Below are 18961 nucleotides of genomic sequence, written 5' to 3'. Positions count from 1 at the left end.
AGGCCCAGCCTCCCCTTATCGACACGTTTGCCCTTACTTCGACTGGGCTTTGACCTGGGCACTCAATTGCGCTATTTGCTGTTGCAGTTGGGAAATCACCTGGGTGAACTCAGTCATCATTTGATCGATGCGAGCGCGCAATTGCTCGTTCTCGCGCATAAGATCATCAACACTGCGGGCCGACGGCGCCGTGGCTTCATCGGCCTGGGCCGATGGGGTGGCGTCCCTGGCACGGGGCGCTTGCTCAGCCGGCGCAGAGTCCGACGCGGCATTGCTGTCAGCCTTCGGGCCTGCGCTAGGAGCCTGGTTTGCGGAAGTACCGGCCCCCGTTATTTTCTGGCTCAACGCCTGGATCTGCTCTTGCAGCCTGGTAACCACCGTCGTGAACTGGGTTTGCAACCGCTCGACCGTTTCACGCAGTTGGTCATTTTCAGCAGTCAACTGCTCAAGATTACCCGGCGCTTCGGGGCCTGAAGCCGGCGTACTTTCTGCGCGGGCCGATGCTGCAGGCGCTGTTCCGTCCTGCTGCACCGCTGTGCTGTCCTGCCGAGCCGCTGGTTTTTCACCCGCGCGCTGATTGGATGGAGCGTCCTCTTTCTGCGGTTTTTGCATCGTATTGACTTGCTGAGTCAGCTCAGCCACTTGCTGCTGCAGCGCGGTGATTATCGGCGAGAACCTGGCCACCAACTGGTTAAGCTGGTCGCGCAGCTGATTGTTTTGCTGGGAAAGCTGAGCGAGCTGGGCCGGGGCGGTATTGGTCGCAGATGACGGTGAGTTGACCAAGCCCTTGTGGGTCGCAAACTGACCGCGCTGCTGTGCAGTCATAGGCTTTCGAGGGGATGCTGAATCTGCTGGAGTCTGGCCGGGAGTCTGGGTTTTGGCACTGTTTTCTGGCTGCGCGGATGCAGGCTTGGAGGGCATTTCATAGCCGTGGTAGGGCGCGTACTGCTGCTGGTTTACGCTAGTCATGGCGAACCTCTCATTTAATTCACAGGTATTGCTTGCCAGACGACCCGGTACAAAAGGTCATCTGGCTACCTGATTGGCAATTATCTGAAGACGGTTCCGAAGATGTAGGACATACGATTGGCAAAGTGTGTCGACTGCAAATCCTGCCACCTTGCAGCGGCTTTTATTACATCACCCACAGATCCACAAACCGATTCACCGGCGTCCCTTCCAGCCGTGCCTGGTCCTTGCACAGTGCAAAAATCTCAGCGCTGCGCTGCGCGGTGAAGCGTGTTGCCAGGTTGGCCTTGAACTTGTCTTCCAGCAACGGAATGCCATCCGCCCGGCGCCGACGATGGCCGATCGGGTATTCCACCGCGACCTGTTCGGTGCTCGAACCATCGGTGAAAAACACCTGTACCGCGTTGGCAATGGAACGCTTGTCAGCTTCCAGGTATTCGCGGCTGTAACGCAGGTCTTCGACGATGACCATTTTTTTGCGTAACTCATCGATGATCGGGTGCGCGGCATGGAATTCATCTTCGTACTGCTCGGCCACCAGGTTGCCAAACGCCAGGGGCACGGCGGTCATGTATTGCAGGCAGTGGTCGCGGTCAGCCGCATTAGCCAGTTGGCCGACCTTGGAAATGATGCGAATGGCCGACTCGTGGGTGGTGATCACGATGCGCTCGATTTCATGCAAGCGCTGCTTGACCTGCGGGTGCAAGGTGACGGCGGCTTCACAGGCGGTCTGGGCGTGGAATTCGGCGGGAAAGCTGATCTTGAACAGCACGTTTTCCATCACATAAGTGCCATAGGGCTGGGGCAGGCTGAACGCGCGCTTGTCCTCAGGCTTGAGGGCCAGGTCCTTGTTGGTGTGGCTGAACAGCACGTCATAAAAACCCCATTGCGGCGCGCTCAACACACCCGGGATGCCCATCTCGCCGCGCAGGGCGATATCCGCCAGGCGCACGCCACGGCTCGACGCATCCCCCGCCGCCCACGACTTGCGCGACCCGGCATTCGGCGCGTGACGGTAAGTGCGCAGCGCCTGCCCATCGACAAACGCCTGGGACAACGCCGCCAGCAGTTGCTCACGATTGGCACCCATCAACTTGGCGCAGACCGCCGTAGAGGCGACTTTGACCAGCAGCACATGGTCGAGGCCGACGCGGTTGAAGGAGTTTTCCAGGGCAATCACGCCCTGGATTTCGTGGGCCATGATCATCGCTTCCAGCACCGCGCGCACGGTCAGCGGCGCCTCGCCATGGGCCACGCGTTTTTGCGACAGGTGATCGGCAACGGCCAGGATGCCGCCGAGGTTATCCGAAGGATGGCCCCATTCGGCAGCGAGCCAGGTGTCGTTGTAATCGAGCCAACGCACGATGCAGCCGATGTCCCACGCGGCCTTGACCGGGTCCAGGCGATAGGACGTACCCGGCACCCGGGCACCGAACGGCACCACTGTGCCTTCGACAATCGGTCCCAAATGCTTGGTGCACTCAGGAAAGCGCAGGGCCAGCAGGCCGCAGCCGAGGGTGTCCATCAGGCAGTTGCGGGCGGTGTCCAGGGCGTCCCGTGAGTCGATGCGGTAGTTGAGGACGTAATCGGCGATGTCCTGCAAAACCTGGTCATAGTCGGGGCGGTTGTTCTGGTCGACGTTGGCGCTCATGGCAGTACTCCAAAATAGGTGGGGTGTGTTCCTTCCTCAGGCTCAGGGTTGGTCGTTTGTGGCAGGTCTGAATGCCTGCTCTCGTACATAAATCCAGAGGCCGCTGACGCTCCCTTGTGGGAGCGGGCTTGCCCGCGATAGCGCTGGATCAGTTGGTATCTGCGTGACTGACACGCCGCAATCGCGGGCAAGCCCGTTCCCACACAAGCCCGCTCCCACATTGGGGCCGGCTTTAGAATGCGTCGCCGGGCACGCGCACGTAGCCTTCCATCAAGACCCGCGCACTACGGCTCATGATGGCCTTCTTCACCACCCATTCGCCGTTGACCTGGCTGGCCTCTGCGCCCACGCGCAAGGTGCCGGACGGATGCCCGAAGCGCACGGCATTGCGTTCCACACCGCCCGCTGCGAGGTTGACCAGGGTCCCGGAAATCGCCGCCGCCGTGCCAATCGCCACCGCGGCCGTGCCCATCATCGCGTGGTGCAGCTTGCCCATGGACAGCGCCCGCACCAGCAGGTCCACATCGCCGGCCTTGATCGCCTTGCCACTGGAGGCCAGGTAATCCGCAGGCTTGGCCACGAACGCCAGCTTCGGTGTGTGCTGGCGCTGGGCCGCTTCGTCCAGGTGCTTGATCAGGCCCATGCGCAACGCCCCATGGGCCCGCACTGTCTCGAACATGGCCAGGGCTTTCGGATCGCTATTGATCGCGCCTTGCAGCTCGGTGCCGGTGTAGCCGAGGTCTTGCGCGTTGATAAAAATCGTCGGGATCCCCGCGTTGATCAGCGTCGCCTTGAAGGTGCCGACACCCGGCACTTGCAGGTCGTCGATCAGGTTGCCGGTGGGGAACATCGAACCGCCGCCGCCCTCTTCTTCGGCTGCCGGGTCGAGGAATTCCAGTTGCACTTCGGCCGCCGGGAAGGTCACGCCATCCAGCTCGAAGTCGCCGGTTTCCTGCACCGCGCCGTCGGTGATCGGCACATGGGCGATGATGGTCTTGCCGATATTCGCCTGCCAAACCCGCACCACGGCCACGCCGTTAGAGGGGATACGCGCAGCGTCCACCAGGCCAGCACTGATGGCGAATGCACCCACCGCTGCCGACAGGTTGCCGCAGTTGCCGCTCCAGTCGACAAAAGGCTTGTCGATGGACACCTGGCCAAACAGGTAGTCCACGTCATGCTCGGCGCGGGTGCTCTTGGCGAGGATCACGGTTTTGCTTGTGCTCGACGTGGCACCGCCCATGCCGTCGATCTGCTTGTCATAGGGGTCGGGGCTGCCGATCACCCGCAGCAGCAGGGCATCGCGCGCCGCCCCCGGGACCTGGGCCGATTCGGGCAAGTCCTTGAGGTTGAAAAACACGCCCTTGCTGGTGCCGCCACGCATGTAGGTGGCGGCGATCTTGATTTGCGCTACGTGTGTCATGGTTATCCTCTTCAGGCGGTCGCCGCCGATTCCAGGAAGTCCTGGGCAAAACGCTGCAACACGCCGCCCGCCTCGTAGATCGACACTTCTTCGGCGGTGTCCAGGCGGCAGGTCACTGGCACTTCGACACGTTCGCCATTCTTGCGGTTGATCACCAGGGTCAACTGCGCACGCGGGGTGCGCTCGCCGATTACGTCATAGGTTTCGCTGCCATCGATCTGCAGAGTCTTGCGGTCGGTGCCCGGCAAAAATTCCAGGGGCAGCACGCCCATGCCCACCAGGTTGGTGCGGTGGATGCGTTCGAAGCCTTCGGCGGCAATCGCTTCCACACCCGCCAGGCGCACGCCCTTGGCCGCCCAGTCGCGGGACGAACCCTGGCCGTAGTCGGCGCCGGCAATGATGATCAGCGGCTGCTTGCGCTCCATGTAGGTTTCGATGGCTTCCCACATCCGCGTGACCCGGCCTTCCGGTTCGATGCGCGCCAGGGAACCCTGCTTGACCTTGCCGTTTTCCTGGACCATTTCATTGAACAGCTTGGGGTTGGCAAAGGTCGCGCGCTGGGCGGTCAGGTGGTCGCCACGGTGCGTCGCATAGGAGTTGAAGTCGACTTCCGGCAAGCCCATTTTCGCCAGGTATTCGCCGGCGGCGCTGTCGAGCATGATCGCGTTGGACGGCGACAAGTGGTCAGTGGTGATGTTGTCCGGCAGCACCGCCAGCGGGCGCATGCCCTTGAGCGGACGCGCACCGGCCAGGGCGCCCTCCCAGTACGGCGGGCGACGGATGTAGGTGCTTTGCGGGCGCCAGTCGTACAGCGGGGTGACTTTCGGGCCGGTGTCTTCATGGATCGCGAACATCGGGATGTAGACCTGGCGGAACTGCTCAGGCTTGACCGATGCCTTGACCACCGCGTCGATTTCTTCGTCGCTCGGCCAGATGTCCTGCAGGCGGATTTCCTTGCCGCTCGCGTCCAGGCCCAGTACGTCTTTTTCGATATCGAAACGGATGGTGCCGGCAATCGCGTAGGCCACCACCAGCGGTGGCGACGCCAGGAACGCTTGCTTGGCGTACGGGTGGATGCGCCCGTCGAAGTTGCGGTTACCCGAGAGCACGGCGGTGGCGTACAGGTCGCGGTCGATGATTTCTTGCTGGATCACCGGGTCGAGTGCACCGGACATGCCGTTGCAGGTGGTGCAGGCGAAGGCAACGACACCAAAACCCAACTGCTCCAACTCGCTGGTCAGCCCGGCTTCGTCGAGGTACATGGCCACGGTTTTCGAACCCGGGGCCAGGGATGACTTGACCCACGGCTTGCGGGCCAGCCCCAGCTTGTTGGCATTGCGCGCCAGCAGGCCGGCGGCGATCACGTTGCGCGGGTTGCTGGTGTTGGTGCAACTGGTGATGGCAGCGATGATCACCGCGCCGTCGGGCATTTGCCCCGGCACGTCATCCCATTGCCCGGAAATGCCCTTGGCCGCCAGGTCGCTGGTAGCCACACGTGCATGCGGGTTGCTCGGGCCGGCCATATTGCGCACGACGCTGGACAGGTCGAAGCTCAGGCCACGCTCGTATTGCGCACCCTTGAGGTCATCGGCCCACAGCCCGGTGTGCCGTGCGTACTGCTCGACCAGGGCGACTTGTTCGTCTTCGCGACCGGTGAGCTTGAGGTAGGCGATGGTCTGCGCGTCGATGTAGAACATCGCCGCCGTGGCGCCGTATTCCGGGGCCATGTTGGAGATGGTGGCGCGGTCGCCCAGGGTCAGGGCCGAAGCGCCTTCACCGAAGAACTCCAGCCAGGCACCGACGACTTTCTGCTGGCGCAGGAACTCGGTCAGCGCCAGCACCATGTCGGTGGCAGTGATGCCCGGTTGCAGCTTGCCTGTCAGTTCGACGCCAACGCTTTCCGGCAGGCGCATCCACGACGCGCGGCCAAGCATCACACTCTCGGCTTCCAGGCCGCCGACGCCAATGGCGATCACGCCCAGGGCGTCGACGTGGGGGGTGTGGCTGTCGGTGCCGACGCAAGTATCCGGGAAGGCCACGCCGTCACGCACCTGGATCACCGGGGACATTTTCTCCAGGTTGATCTGGTGCATGATGCCGTTGCCCGGCGGGATCACATCGACGTTCTTGAAGGCCTTTTTGGTCCACTCGATAAAGTGGAAACGGTCTTCGTTGCGGCGGTCTTCGATGGCGCGATTTTTCTCGAAGGCCTGTGGGTCAGAACCACCGGCCTCGACCGCCAGGGAGTGGTCGACGATCAGTTGGGTCGGCACCACCGGGTTGACCTGGGCCGGGTCCCCCCCTTGCAGGGCGATGGCATCACGCAGGCCGGCGAGGTCCACCAGGGCGGTCTGGCCGAGGATGTCATGGCATACCACACGGGCCGGGAACCAGGGAAAGTCGAGGTCGCGCTTGCGTTCGATCAACTGGCTCAGGGACGCGTTGAGCGTCGCCGGGTCGCAGCGGCGCACCAGGTTTTCGGCGAGCACGCGGGAGGTGTAGGGCAGCGTGGCGTAGGCACCGGGGGTGATGGCCTCGACAGCCGCACGGGCGTCGAAGTAATCCAGGCGGCTGCCGGGGAGCGGTTTGCGAAATTCAGTGTTCATCGTCAGGACTCGGTCACGGTAGTTACAGAAGGAAGACCTGTACCGACCCAGAATTGGAATGAGGTCAAAATGTGGGAGCGGGCTTGCTCGCGAATGTGGTGTGTCATTCAACACATTCAGTGACTGTTACACCGCATTCGCGAGCAAGCCCGCTCCCACACTTCTGATTCGGTTACCAATTCGGGATTGTCGGTCTCCTCATTCAGCGACGTTCGATTGGCACGAACTTGCGCTGCTCGACGCCGATGTACTCGGCGCTTGGACGGATGATGCGGTTGTTGGCACGCTGCTCGAACACATGCGCCGCCCAGCCGGTGAGGCGCGAGCAGACGAAGATAGGCGTGAACAGCTTGGTCGGGATGCCCATGAAGTGGTACGCCGAGGCATGGTAGAAGTCGGCGTTGGGGAACAGTTTTTTCTGTTCCCACATGGTTTTGTCGATGGCTTCGGAGACCGGGAACAGCACCTTGTCGCCCACTTCATCGGCGAGTTTTTTCGACCAGCCCTTGATCACTTCATTACGCGGGTCGTTGTCTTTATAGATCGCGTGGCCAAAGCCCATGATCTTGTCCTTGCGCTCCAGCATGCCGAGGGTGCCTTTCACGGCGTCTTCGGCCGAGGAGAAACGCTCGATCATTTCCATCGCCGCTTCGTTGGCGCCGCCATGCAGCGGGCCGCGCAGCGAGCCGATGGCGGCGGTGACGCAGGAATACAAGTCGGACAGGGTCGAGGCACACACACGAGCGGTGAAAGTCGAGGCGTTGAACTCGTGCTCGGCGTACAGGATCAGCGACACGTTCATGACTTTTTCGTGCAGCGGGCTCGGCTTCTCGCCGTGCAGCAGGTGCAGGAAATGCCCACCGATGCTCGGCTCGTCGGTCACGCAGTCGATGCGCTTGCCGTCATGGCTGAAGCGGTACCAGTAGCACATGATCGCCGGGAACGCGGCCAGCAGGCGGTCGGTGACATCGCGCTGCACGCTGAAGTCTTGTTCCGGCTCGATGTTGCCGAGGAACGAGCAACCGGTGCGCATCACGTCCATCGGGTGGGCGTCGGCGGGGATGCGCTCCAGCACTTCCTTGAGCGCCTGGGGCAGGTCACGCAGCTTGCTCAGCTTGGCGCTGTAGGCCGCCAGCTCGGCCTTGCTCGGCAATTCGCCGTACAACAGCAGGTAGGCGACTTCTTCAAACTGCGCGTCGGCGGCCAGTTCACGCACGTCGTAGCCGCGATAGGTCAGGCCGGCACCGGCCTGGCCCACGGTGGACAGTGCCGTCTGCCCGGCCACCTGGCCACGCAGGCCGGCGCCACTGAGTACTTTTGCTTCAGCCATGGTTCTTCTCCAATTTTGTAGTTATCTGGGAGGCGCTGCGCTTATTTCTTGGCGGCGAACAGCGCGTCGAGCTTCTGCTCGAAGGTGTGGTAGTCAATGCGATCGTAAAGCTCCATGCGGGTTTGCATGGTGTCGATCACGTTCTGTTGGGTGCCGTCGCGACGGATCGCGGTGTAGACGTTCTCGGCGGCCTTGTTCATGGCGCGGAATGCCGACAACGGGTACAGCACGATGGAAACATCGGCAGATTTCAACTGTTCGGTGGTGTACAGCGGCGTCGCGCCGAATTCCGTGATGTTGGCCAGGATCGGCGCCTTCACACGGGAGGCGAACAGCTTGTACATCTCCAGCTCGGTGATGGCCTCGGGGAAGACCATGTCGGCGCCGGCCTCGATGCACGCGGCAGCGCGTTCCAGGGCAGACTCCAAGCCTTCCACGGCCAGGGCGTCGGTGCGCGCCATGATCACGAAGCTGTCATCGGTGCGGGCATCCACGGCAGCCTTGATGCGGTCGACCATTTCCTGCTGCGAGACGATTTCCTTATTCGGGCGATGGCCGCAGCGCTTGGCGCCCACCTGGTCTTCGATATGGATCGCGGCAGCGCCGAACTTGATCATCGACTTGACGGTACGCGCCACGTTGAACGCCGAGGAACCGAAACCGGTGTCCACGTCCACCAGCAGCGGCAGGTCGCATACGTCGGTGATCCGGCGCACGTCGGTCAGCACGTCATCCAGGCCGGTGATGCCCAGGTCCGGCACACCCAGGGAGCCCGCGGCGACACCGCCACCGGACAGGTAAATGGCCTTGAAACCGGCGCGCTTGGCCAGCAAGGCGTGGTTGGCGTTGATCGCGCCGACCACTTGCAGCGGGTGTTCGCTGGCTACCGCATCACGGAATCGCTGGCCTGGGGTGCTGTTTTTATCGGAACTCATGACTCACCTCTCGAGGGGGCGCCGTCGGGGAAGTGACGGGCGATATTGCGTTTGGAAGCGCCGATATGACGGCGCATCAACAACTCGGCCAGTTCACCGTCGCGATCGGCAATCGCGTCAAGAATGCGGTGATGCTCGGCAAATGCCTGGCGTGGACGATTGGGGGTGGCGGAGAACTGGATGCGGTACATGCGCACCAGTTGATACAGCTCGCCGCACAGCATCTGGGTCAAGGTGCGGTTACGCGCGCCCTGGATGATCCGGTAGTGAAAGTCGAAGTCGCCTTCCTGCTGGTAATAGCCCACACCGGCCTGGAACGCAGCATCGCGCTCGTGGGTGTGCAGGACCTGGCGCAGCTCCTCGATTTCTGCGTCGGTCATGCGCTCGGCGGCCAGGCGGCAGGCCATGCCTTCGAGGGATTCGCGGATTTCGTAGAGCTCCACCAGTTCCGCCTGGCTCAGGGACACCACCCGCGCGCCGACATGGGGCACGCGCACCAGCAGGCGCTGGCCTTCCAGGCGGTGGATCGCCTCGCGCAACGGGCCACGGCTGATGCCGTAGGTGCGCGCCAGCTCAGGCTCAGAGATCTTGCTGCCGGGGGCTATCTCGCCCTTGACGATGGCGGCCTGGATACGACGGAAGACGTTCTCGGACATCGTCTGGGAATCGTCCTGCCCTGCCACCGGAATTTCCAGCTGATCCAGCATGATTGTCGACACCTTTAAAAGCAATGCCGCAAAAACTAGCCAATCAGCCCCTGATAGTCAAAGAATAAATGCACATTGTCGACAATCGTCTAATAACCCGCTCTGCACGCGACAAGGCATGGCCGGCTGCCAGCGCTGGCGCCAGAAAACCTTCATGTTAGAATGCCCGCCGCATTTGCCTGACATCTCCGGATGAAAAGGCGCACGAGGGAGCTTGCGCAGCAATGCCAGTCGCCTTGAATCAAACATCGCACTGCACCGCCTCAGGATCTATGAGACTCAAGCCCTTCCCCCTATTGTTCTGCCTACTGATGTTTCCGGGCCTTGGCATCGCTGCCGAGAAGACGGTTTACGGCCTCAATGAATACGCCAAGCTGGCGGGCATTGACCTGGAAGTCGCCGCCAAGCTCGACACCGGCGCCAAGACTGCGTCCTTGAGTGCCCGGGATATCAAGCGCTTCAAGCGCAATGGTGAGTCCTGGGTCCGCTTCTACCTGGCCATAGACACCGCCCATTCGCACCCCATCGAGCGCCCCCTGGCCCGCGTCAGCAAGATCAAGCGTCGCGCCGGCGACTACGACCCCGATGAGGACAAGAACTACACCGCCCGTCCGGTGATTGCCCTAGACATCTGCATGGGCACCGCTTTACGCAGCATCGAAGTGAACTTGACTGACCGCAGCGCCTTCCAATATCCGCTGCTGATCGGCTCCGAAGCCTTGAAACGCTTTGATGCGCTGGTCGACCCCAGTCTTAAATACGCAGCGGGCAAACCTGCCTGCGCCACCGACGCTCATACCGCCGAGTAATTCCAATGCGCTCTCTTACTATGCACCTGAAGATTCTGATCGCCGTCCTGGTGGTACTGGGCATTTCGGTCACGGCCTATCAGATCTTCGTCCTCGGCATCCCGGTGACCGAAGACGCCACTGACGACCTGTGGAACATCGACGCCAAGGTCGAGTTCGTCGCCAATGCCAAGGACCCGGTCAAGGTCCAGATGTTCGTGCCGCCCCTGAGCCGCGACTTCGTCAGCCTCAATGAGAGCTTCATCTCCAATAACTATGGGGTGAGCGTCAACCGCATCGACGGCAACCGCAAGGTCACCTGGTCGGCCCGGCGCGCCAAGGGCAACCAGACCCTCTACTACCGCCTGGTGCTGACCAAGCGCTACAGCGGCGAGAAGGTCAAGGTCAAGGGCCCGACCTTCCGCGACAGCATTGCCGTGGAAGGCCCGGAAAAAATCGCCGCCGAGGCCCTGCTGGCACCGATCCGCCAGCACTCGGCCGATGTCGAGACGTTTATCAGCGAAGCCATCAAGCGCACCAACAACCTTAACGACGATAACGTCAAGCTGCTGCTGGCGGGCGATCCGTCGACGCCCCACAAGGCCAAGATCGTCGAGTTGCTGCTGTCCATCGCCCACGTGCCGGTAGAAAAAGTCCACACCATCCGCCTGGTGGCCGACCAACCGCAAACCCCGGAGCTGTGGCTGCGCAGCTTCAATGGCAACGACTGGCTGTACTTCAACCCGGAAACCGGCGAACAGGGCCTGCCCTCGGACCGCCTGCTGTGGTGGACCGGCGATGAAAACCTGATCACCGTCGATGGCGGCAAGAAAGCCGCCGTGACCTTCAGCCTGAACAACAGCGAGATGAACGCGATCCGCCTGGCCAAGCTGACGGACGAGAACACCGACGCCAACTTCCTCGAATACTCGCTCTACGGCCTGCCGCTGCAAACCCAGCAGACCTTCATGATCATGGTGATGATCCCCATTGGCGTGCTGGTGATCCTGATCCTGCGCAACCTGATCGGCCTGCAAACCCTGGGGACATTCACCCCGGTGCTGATCGCCCTGGCATTTCGCGAGACGCAGCTGGGCTTTGGCATCGTGCTGTTTACCGTGATTACGGCGCTCGGGCTGTCGCTGCGCTCGTACCTGGAGCACTTGAAGTTACAGATGCTGCCGAGGCTGTCGGTGGTGCTGACCTTCGTCGTGGTGCTGATTGCGGCCATCAGCCTGTTCAGCCACAAGCTGGGCCTGGAACGCGGCCTGTCGGTGGCGCTGTTCCCGATGGTGATCCTGACCATGACCATCGAACGCCTGTCCATCACCTGGGAAGAGCGCGGTGGCGGCCATGCGATGAAAGTCGCGATTGGCACCCTGTTCGCCGCGTCCCTGGCCCACATCATCATGAGCGTGCCGGAGCTGATCTACTTCGTGTTCACCTTCCCGGCGATCCTGTTGATCCTGGTGGGCTTCATGCTGGCCATGGGGCGCTATCGTGGCTATCGCCTGACCGAGCTGGTGCGTTTCAAGGCCTTCCTCAAGGCTGATTCGTAATGTTCGGGTTCTGGAAGACCTGGAAGGCCCTGGAGGCGCGGGGCATCATGGGCATCAACCGGCGTAATGCCGACTACGTGCTCAAGTACAACAAGCGCAGCCTGTATCCGATTGTCGATGACAAGATCATCACCAAGGAGCGGGCGATTGCGGCCGGGATCCATGTGCCAGAGATGTACGGGATCATTTCCACCGAGAAAGAAATCGACAAGCTCGACGAAATCATTGGTGGCCGTAGCGATTTCGTGATCAAGCCGGCTCAGGGCGCCGGCGGCGACGGCATCCTGGTGATCGCCGACCGCTTTGAAGGGCGCTATCGCACTGTGTCCGGCAAGATCATCAGCCATGAGGAAATCGAGCACCAGATCTCCAGCATCCTCACCGGCCTGTATTCCCTGGGCGGCCACCGTGACCGCGCACTCATCGAGTACCGCGTGGTGCCCGACCAGATCTTCAAGAGCATCAGCTACGAAGGCGTGCCGGATATCCGCATCATCGTGTTGATGGGCTACCCGGTGATGGCCATGCTGCGCTTGCCGACCCGCCAGTCCGGCGGCAAGGCCAACCTGCACCAGGGCGCGATTGGTGTCGGTGTGGACCTGGCCACCGGCCTGACCCTGCGCGGCACCTGGCTGAACAACATCATCACCAAGCACCCCGACACCACCAACGCGGTGGACGGTGTGCAACTGCCCAACTGGGACGGTTTCATGAAACTCGCCGCCGGCTGCTACGAGTTGTGCGGGCTGGGTTACATCGGCGTGGACATGGTGCTGGACCAGGAAAAAGGCCCGCTGATCCTGGAACTCAATGCCCGGCCGGGGCTGAATATCCAGATCGCCAACGATTGCGGCCTGACCTTGCGTACCCATGCGGTAGAAGCTCGCCTTGAAGAGCTGAAGGCGGCGGGCGTGACGGAAACGGCTGAAGAACGCGTGCGGTTTGCCCAGGAAATGTTTGGCCATATTCCACCGGTAGAAGGCTGAGTAACCCACCCGGCCGCGCCCCTCAACCAACAATCCCCGACATCCCCTCTAGGAGCAAATCCTACAGGGGACTACAATCCCCTCCCCCGCGCCCATGGCTGATACACCCCCGCATGTCGACCTGCTCCGTACACCCGCTGCCCTACCACGCCAACCCCGCCGAGTATTTTGCGGCGATCCGCCATGCGCCTGGCGCCGTGCTGCTGGACAGTGGCCGGCCGGCAGCCGAGCGTGGTCGTTATGACCTGCTCAGCGCCTGGCCGGAAGCAACGTTGGCGGTGTGGCCGGATGAAAGCGGTAGCGATTTCCTGGAGCGTCTGAGGGAAAACCTGACGCTGCTGGGTGACGCCAGCCTGCCCGCGCCTTATGAACTACCGTTTGCCGGCGGCTTGATCGGCTACCTGAGCTACGACTTTGGCCGCCACCTGGAACAACTCCCGCAGCAGGCAATCGATGACATCGGCCTGCCCGACGCACGTTTTGGCCTCTACTCCTGGGCGTTGATCAGCGACCACCAGGCACGCACCAGCCAATTGGTGTTCCACCCGAAACTGCCGCAAAGCGAACGGCAAAGGCTGCTGGACCTGTTCCGCCACCCTGCCGCCCACACCCCGGCCAGCTTCAAGCTGCACAGCCGAATGACCCCAGACCTGAGCGCCGCCGCCTATGAACAGGCCCTGGCGCGGATCCAGGACTATATCCAGGCGGGTGACTGTTACCAGGTCAACTTTGCCCAACGCTTTCGCGCGGCGTGCAACGGCGATCCCTGGGTCGCCTATTGCGCCTTGCGGGCCGCCTGCCCGACGCCGTTCTCGGGCTTCCAGAGCCTGCCAGATGACGGCGCGGTCGTAAGCCTGTCACCGGAACGCTTCGTGCGGATCAGCCAGCGCCAGGTGGAAACCCGCCCGATCAAGGGCACCCGCCCCCGAGGGCGAACACCCAACGAGGATGCAGCCAACGCCGCCGAACTCCTGGCCAGCCCCAAGGATCGGGCAGAGAACCTGATGATCGTCGATCTGTTGCGCAATGACCTGGGGCGCACCTGCCGCACCGGCTCGGTCAAGGTGCCGGAGCTGTTCAGCCTGGAAAGCTACCCGAATGTGCATCACCTGGTAAGCAGCGTCACGGGCGAGTTGGCTGACGACAAAGACGCCCTGGACCTGATCGCCGGCAGCTTCCCCGGCGGCTCGATTACCGGCGCACCGAAGATCCGTGCAATGCAGATCATCGACGAACTGGAACCGACCCGGCGCGGGCTGTACTGCGGCTCGCTGCTATACCTTGACGTACGCGGCGAGATGGACAGTTCCATCGCCATCCGCAGCCTGCTGGTCAAGGACGGCCAGGTCTGTTGCTGGGGTGGCGGCGGGATCGTCGCCGATTCCCAGTGGCAAGAGGAGTATCAGGAATCGATGACCAAGGTGCGGGTGTTGCTGGAGACGCTGGAAGGGCTGTAAGCGCCTATCCCAAGGAAAGAACCTGAATCAGAACCGCCGTGGACCGTACTGCAGCGCAACAATAGCGTCTGCCGTCCGTGAGGGATCACATGGCGCAACTGCTTGTTGCCCTGATCGTTTTTGTCGCTTGCGCCGTTGAAGCACAGCCCTTTTTCGAGGGCCTCATCGTGAGCAAGCCCACCTTCGACTGCGTTCCCAAAGGATAAACACGGTCGAAGGTGGGCTTGCTGGCGATGAGGCATCCAGCCCCGCTAAATCACTTACAGGCTCAACGAACGATTCGAAGCCTTGATGAACTCCCGCTTCAAGTCCTCAAAGGTATGCACCGCCGGAAATTGCGGGAACTCGCGGATCACGTTTTCCGGTGCATGGAACAGAATTCCACGGTCCGCCTCACCGAGCATGGTGGTGTCGTTGTAGGAATCGCCCGCAGCGATGACCCGGTAGTACAGGGCCTTGAAGGCCAGCACCGACTGGCGCTTGGGGTCTTTCTGGCGCAGTTGATAGCTCACCACCCGGTCATTTTCATCGGTAATCAGGCGGTGGCAAAGCAGGGTCGGAAAGCCCAGTTGACGCATCAACGGCTGGGAAAACTCATAGAAGGTGTCCGACAGGATCACCACCTGGAAGCGCTCGCGCAGCCAATCGACGAACTCGATCGCACCTTCCAGCGGCTTGAGCGTGGCAATCACTTCCTGGATATCCGACAGCTTCAAGCCGTGCTCGTCGAGAATCCGCAGGCGCTGCTTCATCAGCACGTCGTAGTCGGGAATGTCCCGGGTGGTGGCCCGCAAGGATTCAATACCGGTTTTTTCAGCGAAGGCGATCCAGATTTCCGGAACCAGCACCCCTTCCAGGTCGAGACAGGCAATTTCCACAAGACACTCCCATTTGGATTTTTTTTCAGTTGAGCGAGCAAAAGGACTGCCGAACTCTAGCGATTCGCGCTGGCCGCCGCAACGCAGAGCGGATTTTGTTAACATCCCACTCCTATAGAGCGCTCAGCGCCACTGACCTGTAGGAACCGTCCTGATGAACCAAGCCTTCGACGTCGCTGAACTCGCCGCGACCTATGCCAACAAGTCCGCCCAGGACATCCTCAAGCTGGCGTTCAGCCAGTTCGGCGATGAGCTGTGGATTTCCTTCAGCGGTGCCGAGGACGTGGTGCTGGTGGATATGGCCTGGAAACTCAACAAGAACGTCAAGGTCTTCAGCCTCGACACCGGCCGCCTGCACCCGGAGACCTACCGGTTTATCGAGCAGGTGCGGGACTTCTACAAGATCGATATCGAATTGATCTCGCCAGACCAGAGCAAGCTGGAACCCTTCGTCAAGGAAAAGGGCCTGTTCAGCTTCTACAAGGACGGCCATGGCGAATGCTGCGGCGTACGCAAGATCGAACCCCTGCGCCGCAAGCTCAGCGGCGTACGCGCCTGGGCCACCGGCCAGCGCCGCGACCAGAGCCCCGGCACTCGCAGCCAGGTGGCGGCCCTGGAAGTCGATAGCGCGTTCTCCACGCCCGAGCGCACCCTCTACAAGTTCAACCCCCTGGCACAAATGACCAGCGAAGAAATCTGGGGTTATATCCGCATGCTCGAATTGCCGTACAACAGCCTGCACGAACGCGGGTTTATCAGCATCGGCTGCGAGCCCTGCACCCGCCCGGTGCTACCGAACCAGCACGAGCGCGAAGGCCGCTGGTGGTGGGAAGAGGCAACCCAGAAGGAATGTGGGCTGCACGCGGGAAATATCATCAGCAAGGCCTGAAGCCTGGCCTGCCAAGCATGTCGCAACAAACTCGTGTGGGAGCTGGCTTGCCTGTGATCGCATCACCTCGGTGTAGTTGAATACCGGGATGATGCGATCACAGGCAAGCCAGCTCCCACATTTGTTTCCATCGACCATAAAACCTGTACACACAAACGTTACAACCAGTGCCATTTTTGTGTGCACTTTAATAATTACGCACCGAAAAGTTACACCCTGTTTTTGCCTACTTCCTACATCCTCCATTCCCACAATCCCGCAAAAAAATAAATACCTGTTCAAACGGTCAATTTATAACTGTTTAAATTCAGCCAATTATTAATAAACCCTGCAAAAACGAAATTAGCCGAACTTTTGATAGATGAAAACCTGGCACACAAGTGGCTAAGGGAGTTGAAGTCTTTGTATACAACTTCAACAACAAACCTCATACACTTTGTGTCCGCACGCTAGCCGCGCCTTACCCGCGTGCTCGCTGCAGATGCCAGGAGCTTGCCGGAATGCGTACAACTCTGCCCAACACTCTCGCACTGGATCTGCCCTCCTCCACAGCAATACCCACGGCCCCCAACGGGCCACTGGTACTCAGCCCGCGCCTGCATAACAAGGACCTGGCACCCACCAAGGCCGAAGGCCGGCGCTGGGGTGGCTATAGCATTTTTGCCCTGTGGACCAACGATGTGCACAACATCGCCAACTACTCCTTCGCCATCGGCTTGTACGCCCTGGGCCTCGGTGCCTGGCAGATTTTGTTGTCGCTGGGGATCGGCGCGGCGCTGGTGTATTTCTTTATGAACTTGTCGGGTTACATGGGCCAGAAAACCGGCGTGCCATTCCCGGTGATCAGCCGGATCAGTTTTGGCATCTATGGCGCGCAAATACCTGCGCTGATCCGGGCCGTGATCGCGATCGCCTGGTTCGGGATTCAAACCTACCTCGCATCAGTGGTGTTCCGCGTGCTGTTGGTGGCGATTCATCCAGGGTTCGCCGACTACGACCACAACTCGATCCTCGGCCTCTCCACCCTGGGCTGGGCCTGTTTTGTGATGATCTGGTTCGTGCAACTGGTGATCCTGGCCTACGGCATGGAAATGGTCCGGCGCTACGAGGGCTTTGCCGGCCCGGTGATCCTGCTGACCGTTGCGGCGCTGGCCGGCTGGATGTATTTCCAGGCAAGCGGCACTATCGCCTGGTCAATCCGCGAGCCCCTGAGCGGTGGCGAGATGTGGCGCAATATCTTTGCCGGCGGCGCCTTGTGGCTGGCGATCTACGGCACCCTGATCCTCAACTTCTGCGACTTCGCCCGCTCATCGCCCTGCCGCAAGACCATCAAGGTCGGCAACTTCTGGGGCCTGCCGGTGAACATCCTGGTGTTCGCGATCATCACCATCCTGTTGTGCGGCGGGCAGTTCCAACTCAATGGCCAGGTGATCGAAAGCCCCACCCAGATCATCGCGGCCATTCCCAACACCTTCTTCCTGGTGCTGGGCTGCCTGGCATTCCTGATCGTTACCGTGGCGGTAAACATCATGGCCAACTTCGTTGCCCCAGCCTTTGTGTTGAGCAACCTGGCGCCCAAGTATCTGAATTTCCGGCGTGCGGGGCTGATCAGCGCGTTCCTCGCGGTGCTGATCCTGCCGTGGAATCTCTACAACAGCCCGCTGGTGATTGTGTACTTCCTCTCCGGCCTGGGTGCGCTGCTGGGCCCGCTGTATGGCGTGATCATGGTGGATTACTGGCTGATCCGTAAGGGCCGGATCGACGTGCCGCAGCTGTACAGCGAGGACCCCAACGGGACGTATTACTACAGCCGCGGGGTGAACATGCGGGCGGTCGCCGCGTTTGTCCCGGCTGCGGTGATTGCCATTGTGCTGGCGCTGTTGCCGGGTTTTGCCAGTGTCTCGCCGTTCTCCTGGCTGTTTGGCGCGGGGATTGCCGGGGTGCTGTATCGCCTGATCGCCAAGCGCCAGCCGTTCTATGCCGATATCAGCGGCGAGAGCATCGCTGTCGACAACGTCAGTCATTGATCAGGGAGCATTCCATGCGCATTCTCGTCGTCAACGTCAACACCACCGAATCCATCACCCAAGCCATCGCCCAACAGGCGCGCAGCGTTGCGGCAGCGGGCACCGAAATTGTCGGCCTGACCCCGTTTTTCGGCGCCGAGTCGGTGGAAGGCAATTTTGAAAGCTACCTGGCAGCCATCGCGGTGATGGACCGGGTGATGGCCTACGACCAGCCATTCGATGCGGTCATCCAGGCCGGCTATGGCGAACATGGCCGCGAAGGCCTGCAGGAACTGTTGAACGTGCCGGTGGTGGATATCACCGATGCCGCCGCCAGCACCGCGATGTTCCTTGGCCATGCTTACTCGGTGGTCACCACGCTGGACCGCACAGTGCCGCTGATCGAAGACCGGCTCAAGCTTTCCGGGCTGTTTGAGCGCTGTGCCTCGGTGCGCGCCAGCGGTATGGCGGTGCTGGAACTGGAGGAACACCCGCTGCGGGCCATGGAGGCCATCGTGCGCCAGGCCGAGCTGGCCATCAGCGAAGACAAGGCCGAGGTGATCTGCCTGGGTTGCGGCGGCATGGCCGGGCTCGATGAGCAGATCCGCCAGCGCACCGGCGTGCCGGTGGTCGATGGCGTGACTGCAGCGGTAACCCTGGCCGAATCCTTGGTGAGGCTGGGGTTGTCGACGTCGAAGGTGCGCACCTATGGAACACCCCGGCCAAAGACCATCATCGGCTGGCCTGGCAGGTTCGCACGCTGAATCGCCGATCTCG

15 protein-coding genes are annotated in these 18961 nt (G+C 61.4%); 7 read left to right on the top strand and 8 right to left on the bottom strand.

The window, feature by feature from the left end:
- Nucleotides 1–33: 33 nt before the first annotated feature.
- The 7 genes from ACSSVH_RS07350 to ACSSVH_RS07320 all read right to left on the bottom strand — a co-directional run bounded on the left by ACSSVH_RS07350 (nucleotide 34) and on the right by ACSSVH_RS07320 (nucleotide 9621).
- Nucleotides 34–969 carry a hypothetical protein gene (locus tag ACSSVH_RS07350; RefSeq protein ID WP_492634288.1) on the bottom strand — a complete coding sequence of 312 codons (936 nt, stop codon included), beginning with the start codon at nucleotides 967–969 and terminating at the stop codon, nucleotides 34–36.
- Between the two features lie 166 nt (nucleotides 970–1135).
- A complete protein-coding gene (prpD, locus tag ACSSVH_RS07345; protein ID WP_492634287.1) occupies nucleotides 1136–2620 on the bottom strand; it encodes a 2-methylcitrate dehydratase in 1485 nt (494 codons plus the stop codon).
- Between the two features lie 232 nt (nucleotides 2621–2852).
- A complete protein-coding gene (gene prpF / locus ACSSVH_RS07340) occupies nucleotides 2853–4043 on the bottom strand; it encodes a 2-methylaconitate cis-trans isomerase PrpF (protein WP_169954253.1) in 1191 nt (396 codons plus the stop codon).
- 11 nt (nucleotides 4044–4054) lie between these two features.
- Entirely contained in the window at nucleotides 4055–6649 is a 2595-nt protein-coding gene (gene acnD / locus ACSSVH_RS07335; RefSeq protein WP_169954300.1) for a Fe/S-dependent 2-methylisocitrate dehydratase AcnD, read from the bottom strand.
- Nucleotides 6650–6851: 202 nt separating this feature from the next.
- Entirely contained in the window at nucleotides 6852–7979 is a 1128-nt protein-coding gene (gene prpC, locus ACSSVH_RS07330; protein ID WP_169954255.1) for a bifunctional 2-methylcitrate synthase/citrate synthase, read from the bottom strand.
- Between the two features lie 41 nt (nucleotides 7980–8020).
- On the bottom strand, nucleotides 8021–8914 hold the full coding sequence (gene prpB / locus ACSSVH_RS07325; protein WP_169954256.1) for a methylisocitrate lyase: 894 nt from the start codon (nucleotides 8912–8914) through the stop codon (nucleotides 8021–8023).
- Nucleotides 8911–9621 (bottom strand): GntR family transcriptional regulator, encoded by a 711-nt coding sequence (locus ACSSVH_RS07320; protein ID WP_169954257.1) that lies wholly within the window; start codon nucleotides 9619–9621, stop codon nucleotides 8911–8913. Before ACSSVH_RS07320 ends, prpB begins: the two co-directional genes overlap by 4 nt.
- Nucleotides 9622–9893: 272 nt before the next feature.
- Between ACSSVH_RS07320 and rloA the strand changes: the two genes are divergently transcribed.
- From rloA to pabB, 4 genes are all read left to right on the top strand, one after another.
- Nucleotides 9894–10430 carry a retropepsin-like aspartic peptidase RloA gene (gene rloA, locus ACSSVH_RS07315; RefSeq protein ID WP_038442340.1) on the top strand — a complete coding sequence of 179 codons (537 nt, stop codon included), beginning with the start codon at nucleotides 9894–9896 and terminating at the stop codon, nucleotides 10428–10430.
- A gap of 5 nt (nucleotides 10431–10435) precedes the next feature.
- Nucleotides 10436–11968, top strand: a complete 1533-nt coding sequence (gene rloB, locus ACSSVH_RS07310; RefSeq protein ID WP_169954258.1) for an osmotic stress tolerance membrane protein RloB — start codon at nucleotides 10436–10438, stop codon at nucleotides 11966–11968.
- Nucleotides 11968–12954 (top strand): alpha-L-glutamate ligase-like protein, encoded by a 987-nt coding sequence (locus tag ACSSVH_RS07305; protein WP_170057719.1) that lies wholly within the window; start codon nucleotides 11968–11970, stop codon nucleotides 12952–12954. The genes rloB and ACSSVH_RS07305 overlap by 1 nt, the downstream gene beginning before the upstream one ends.
- A gap of 113 nt (nucleotides 12955–13067) precedes the next feature.
- Nucleotides 13068–14411, top strand: coding sequence for an aminodeoxychorismate synthase component I (pabB, locus tag ACSSVH_RS07300; RefSeq protein WP_169954260.1), 1344 nt, complete (start codon nucleotides 13068–13070; stop codon nucleotides 14409–14411).
- Between the two features lie 260 nt (nucleotides 14412–14671).
- On the opposite strand, the gene thrH is transcribed toward pabB, so the two are convergent.
- A complete protein-coding gene (thrH, locus tag ACSSVH_RS07295; RefSeq protein WP_492634286.1) occupies nucleotides 14672–15289 on the bottom strand; it encodes a bifunctional phosphoserine phosphatase/homoserine phosphotransferase ThrH in 618 nt (205 codons plus the stop codon).
- 154 nt (nucleotides 15290–15443) lie between these two features.
- Between thrH and ACSSVH_RS07290 the strand changes: the two genes are divergently transcribed.
- The 3 genes from ACSSVH_RS07290 (at nucleotide 15444) to ACSSVH_RS07280 (ending at nucleotide 18948) form a co-directional block, all read left to right on the top strand.
- Nucleotides 15444–16178 (top strand): phosphoadenylyl-sulfate reductase, encoded by a 735-nt coding sequence (locus tag ACSSVH_RS07290; protein WP_169954261.1) that lies wholly within the window; start codon nucleotides 15444–15446, stop codon nucleotides 16176–16178.
- Nucleotides 16179–16678: 500 nt separating this feature from the next.
- On the top strand, nucleotides 16679–18205 hold the full coding sequence (locus ACSSVH_RS07285; RefSeq protein WP_492634285.1) for an NCS1 family nucleobase:cation symporter-1: 1527 nt from the start codon (nucleotides 16679–16681) through the stop codon (nucleotides 18203–18205).
- A 14-nt stretch (nucleotides 18206–18219) separates the two neighbouring features.
- Nucleotides 18220–18948 (top strand): aspartate/glutamate racemase family protein, encoded by a 729-nt coding sequence (locus ACSSVH_RS07280; protein WP_170043295.1) that lies wholly within the window; start codon nucleotides 18220–18222, stop codon nucleotides 18946–18948.
- The last annotated feature ends 13 nt before the right edge of the window (nucleotides 18949–18961 follow it).

The organism is Pseudomonas sp. HC1(2025) (assembly GCF_058742075.1).
The sequence above is the reverse complement of the archived record's forward strand: the minus strand, read 5'-3'. Positions and strand labels throughout refer to the sequence as shown.

Coding starts and splice junctions, on each gene's coding strand:
- ACSSVH_RS07350 (WP_492634288.1), bottom strand. CDS start 969: ATGACTAGCGTAAACCAGCAGCAGTACGCGCCCTACCACGGCTATGAA.
- prpD (WP_492634287.1), bottom strand. CDS start 2,620: ATGAGCGCCAACGTCGACCAGAACAACCGCCCCGACTATGACCAGGTT.
- prpF (WP_169954253.1), bottom strand. CDS start 4,043: ATGACACACGTAGCGCAAATCAAGATCGCCGCCACCTACATGCGTGGC.
- acnD (WP_169954300.1), bottom strand. CDS start 6,649: ATGAACACTGAATTTCGCAAACCGCTCCCCGGCAGCCGCCTGGATTAC.
- prpC (WP_169954255.1), bottom strand. CDS start 7,979: ATGGCTGAAGCAAAAGTACTCAGTGGCGCCGGCCTGCGTGGCCAGGTG.
- prpB (WP_169954256.1), bottom strand. CDS start 8,914: ATGAGTTCCGATAAAAACAGCACCCCAGGCCAGCGATTCCGTGATGCG.
- ACSSVH_RS07320 (WP_169954257.1), bottom strand. CDS start 9,621: ATGCTGGATCAGCTGGAAATTCCGGTGGCAGGGCAGGACGATTCCCAG.
- rloA (WP_038442340.1), top strand. CDS start 9,894: ATGAGACTCAAGCCCTTCCCCCTATTGTTCTGCCTACTGATGTTTCCG.
- rloB (WP_169954258.1), top strand. CDS start 10,436: ATGCGCTCTCTTACTATGCACCTGAAGATTCTGATCGCCGTCCTGGTG.
- ACSSVH_RS07305 (WP_170057719.1), top strand. CDS start 11,968: ATGTTCGGGTTCTGGAAGACCTGGAAGGCCCTGGAGGCGCGGGGCATC.
- pabB (WP_169954260.1), top strand. CDS start 13,068: ATGTCGACCTGCTCCGTACACCCGCTGCCCTACCACGCCAACCCCGCC.
- ACSSVH_RS07290 (WP_169954261.1), top strand. CDS start 15,444: ATGAACCAAGCCTTCGACGTCGCTGAACTCGCCGCGACCTATGCCAAC.
- ACSSVH_RS07285 (WP_492634285.1), top strand. CDS start 16,679: ATGCGTACAACTCTGCCCAACACTCTCGCACTGGATCTGCCCTCCTCC.
- ACSSVH_RS07280 (WP_170043295.1), top strand. CDS start 18,220: ATGCGCATTCTCGTCGTCAACGTCAACACCACCGAATCCATCACCCAA.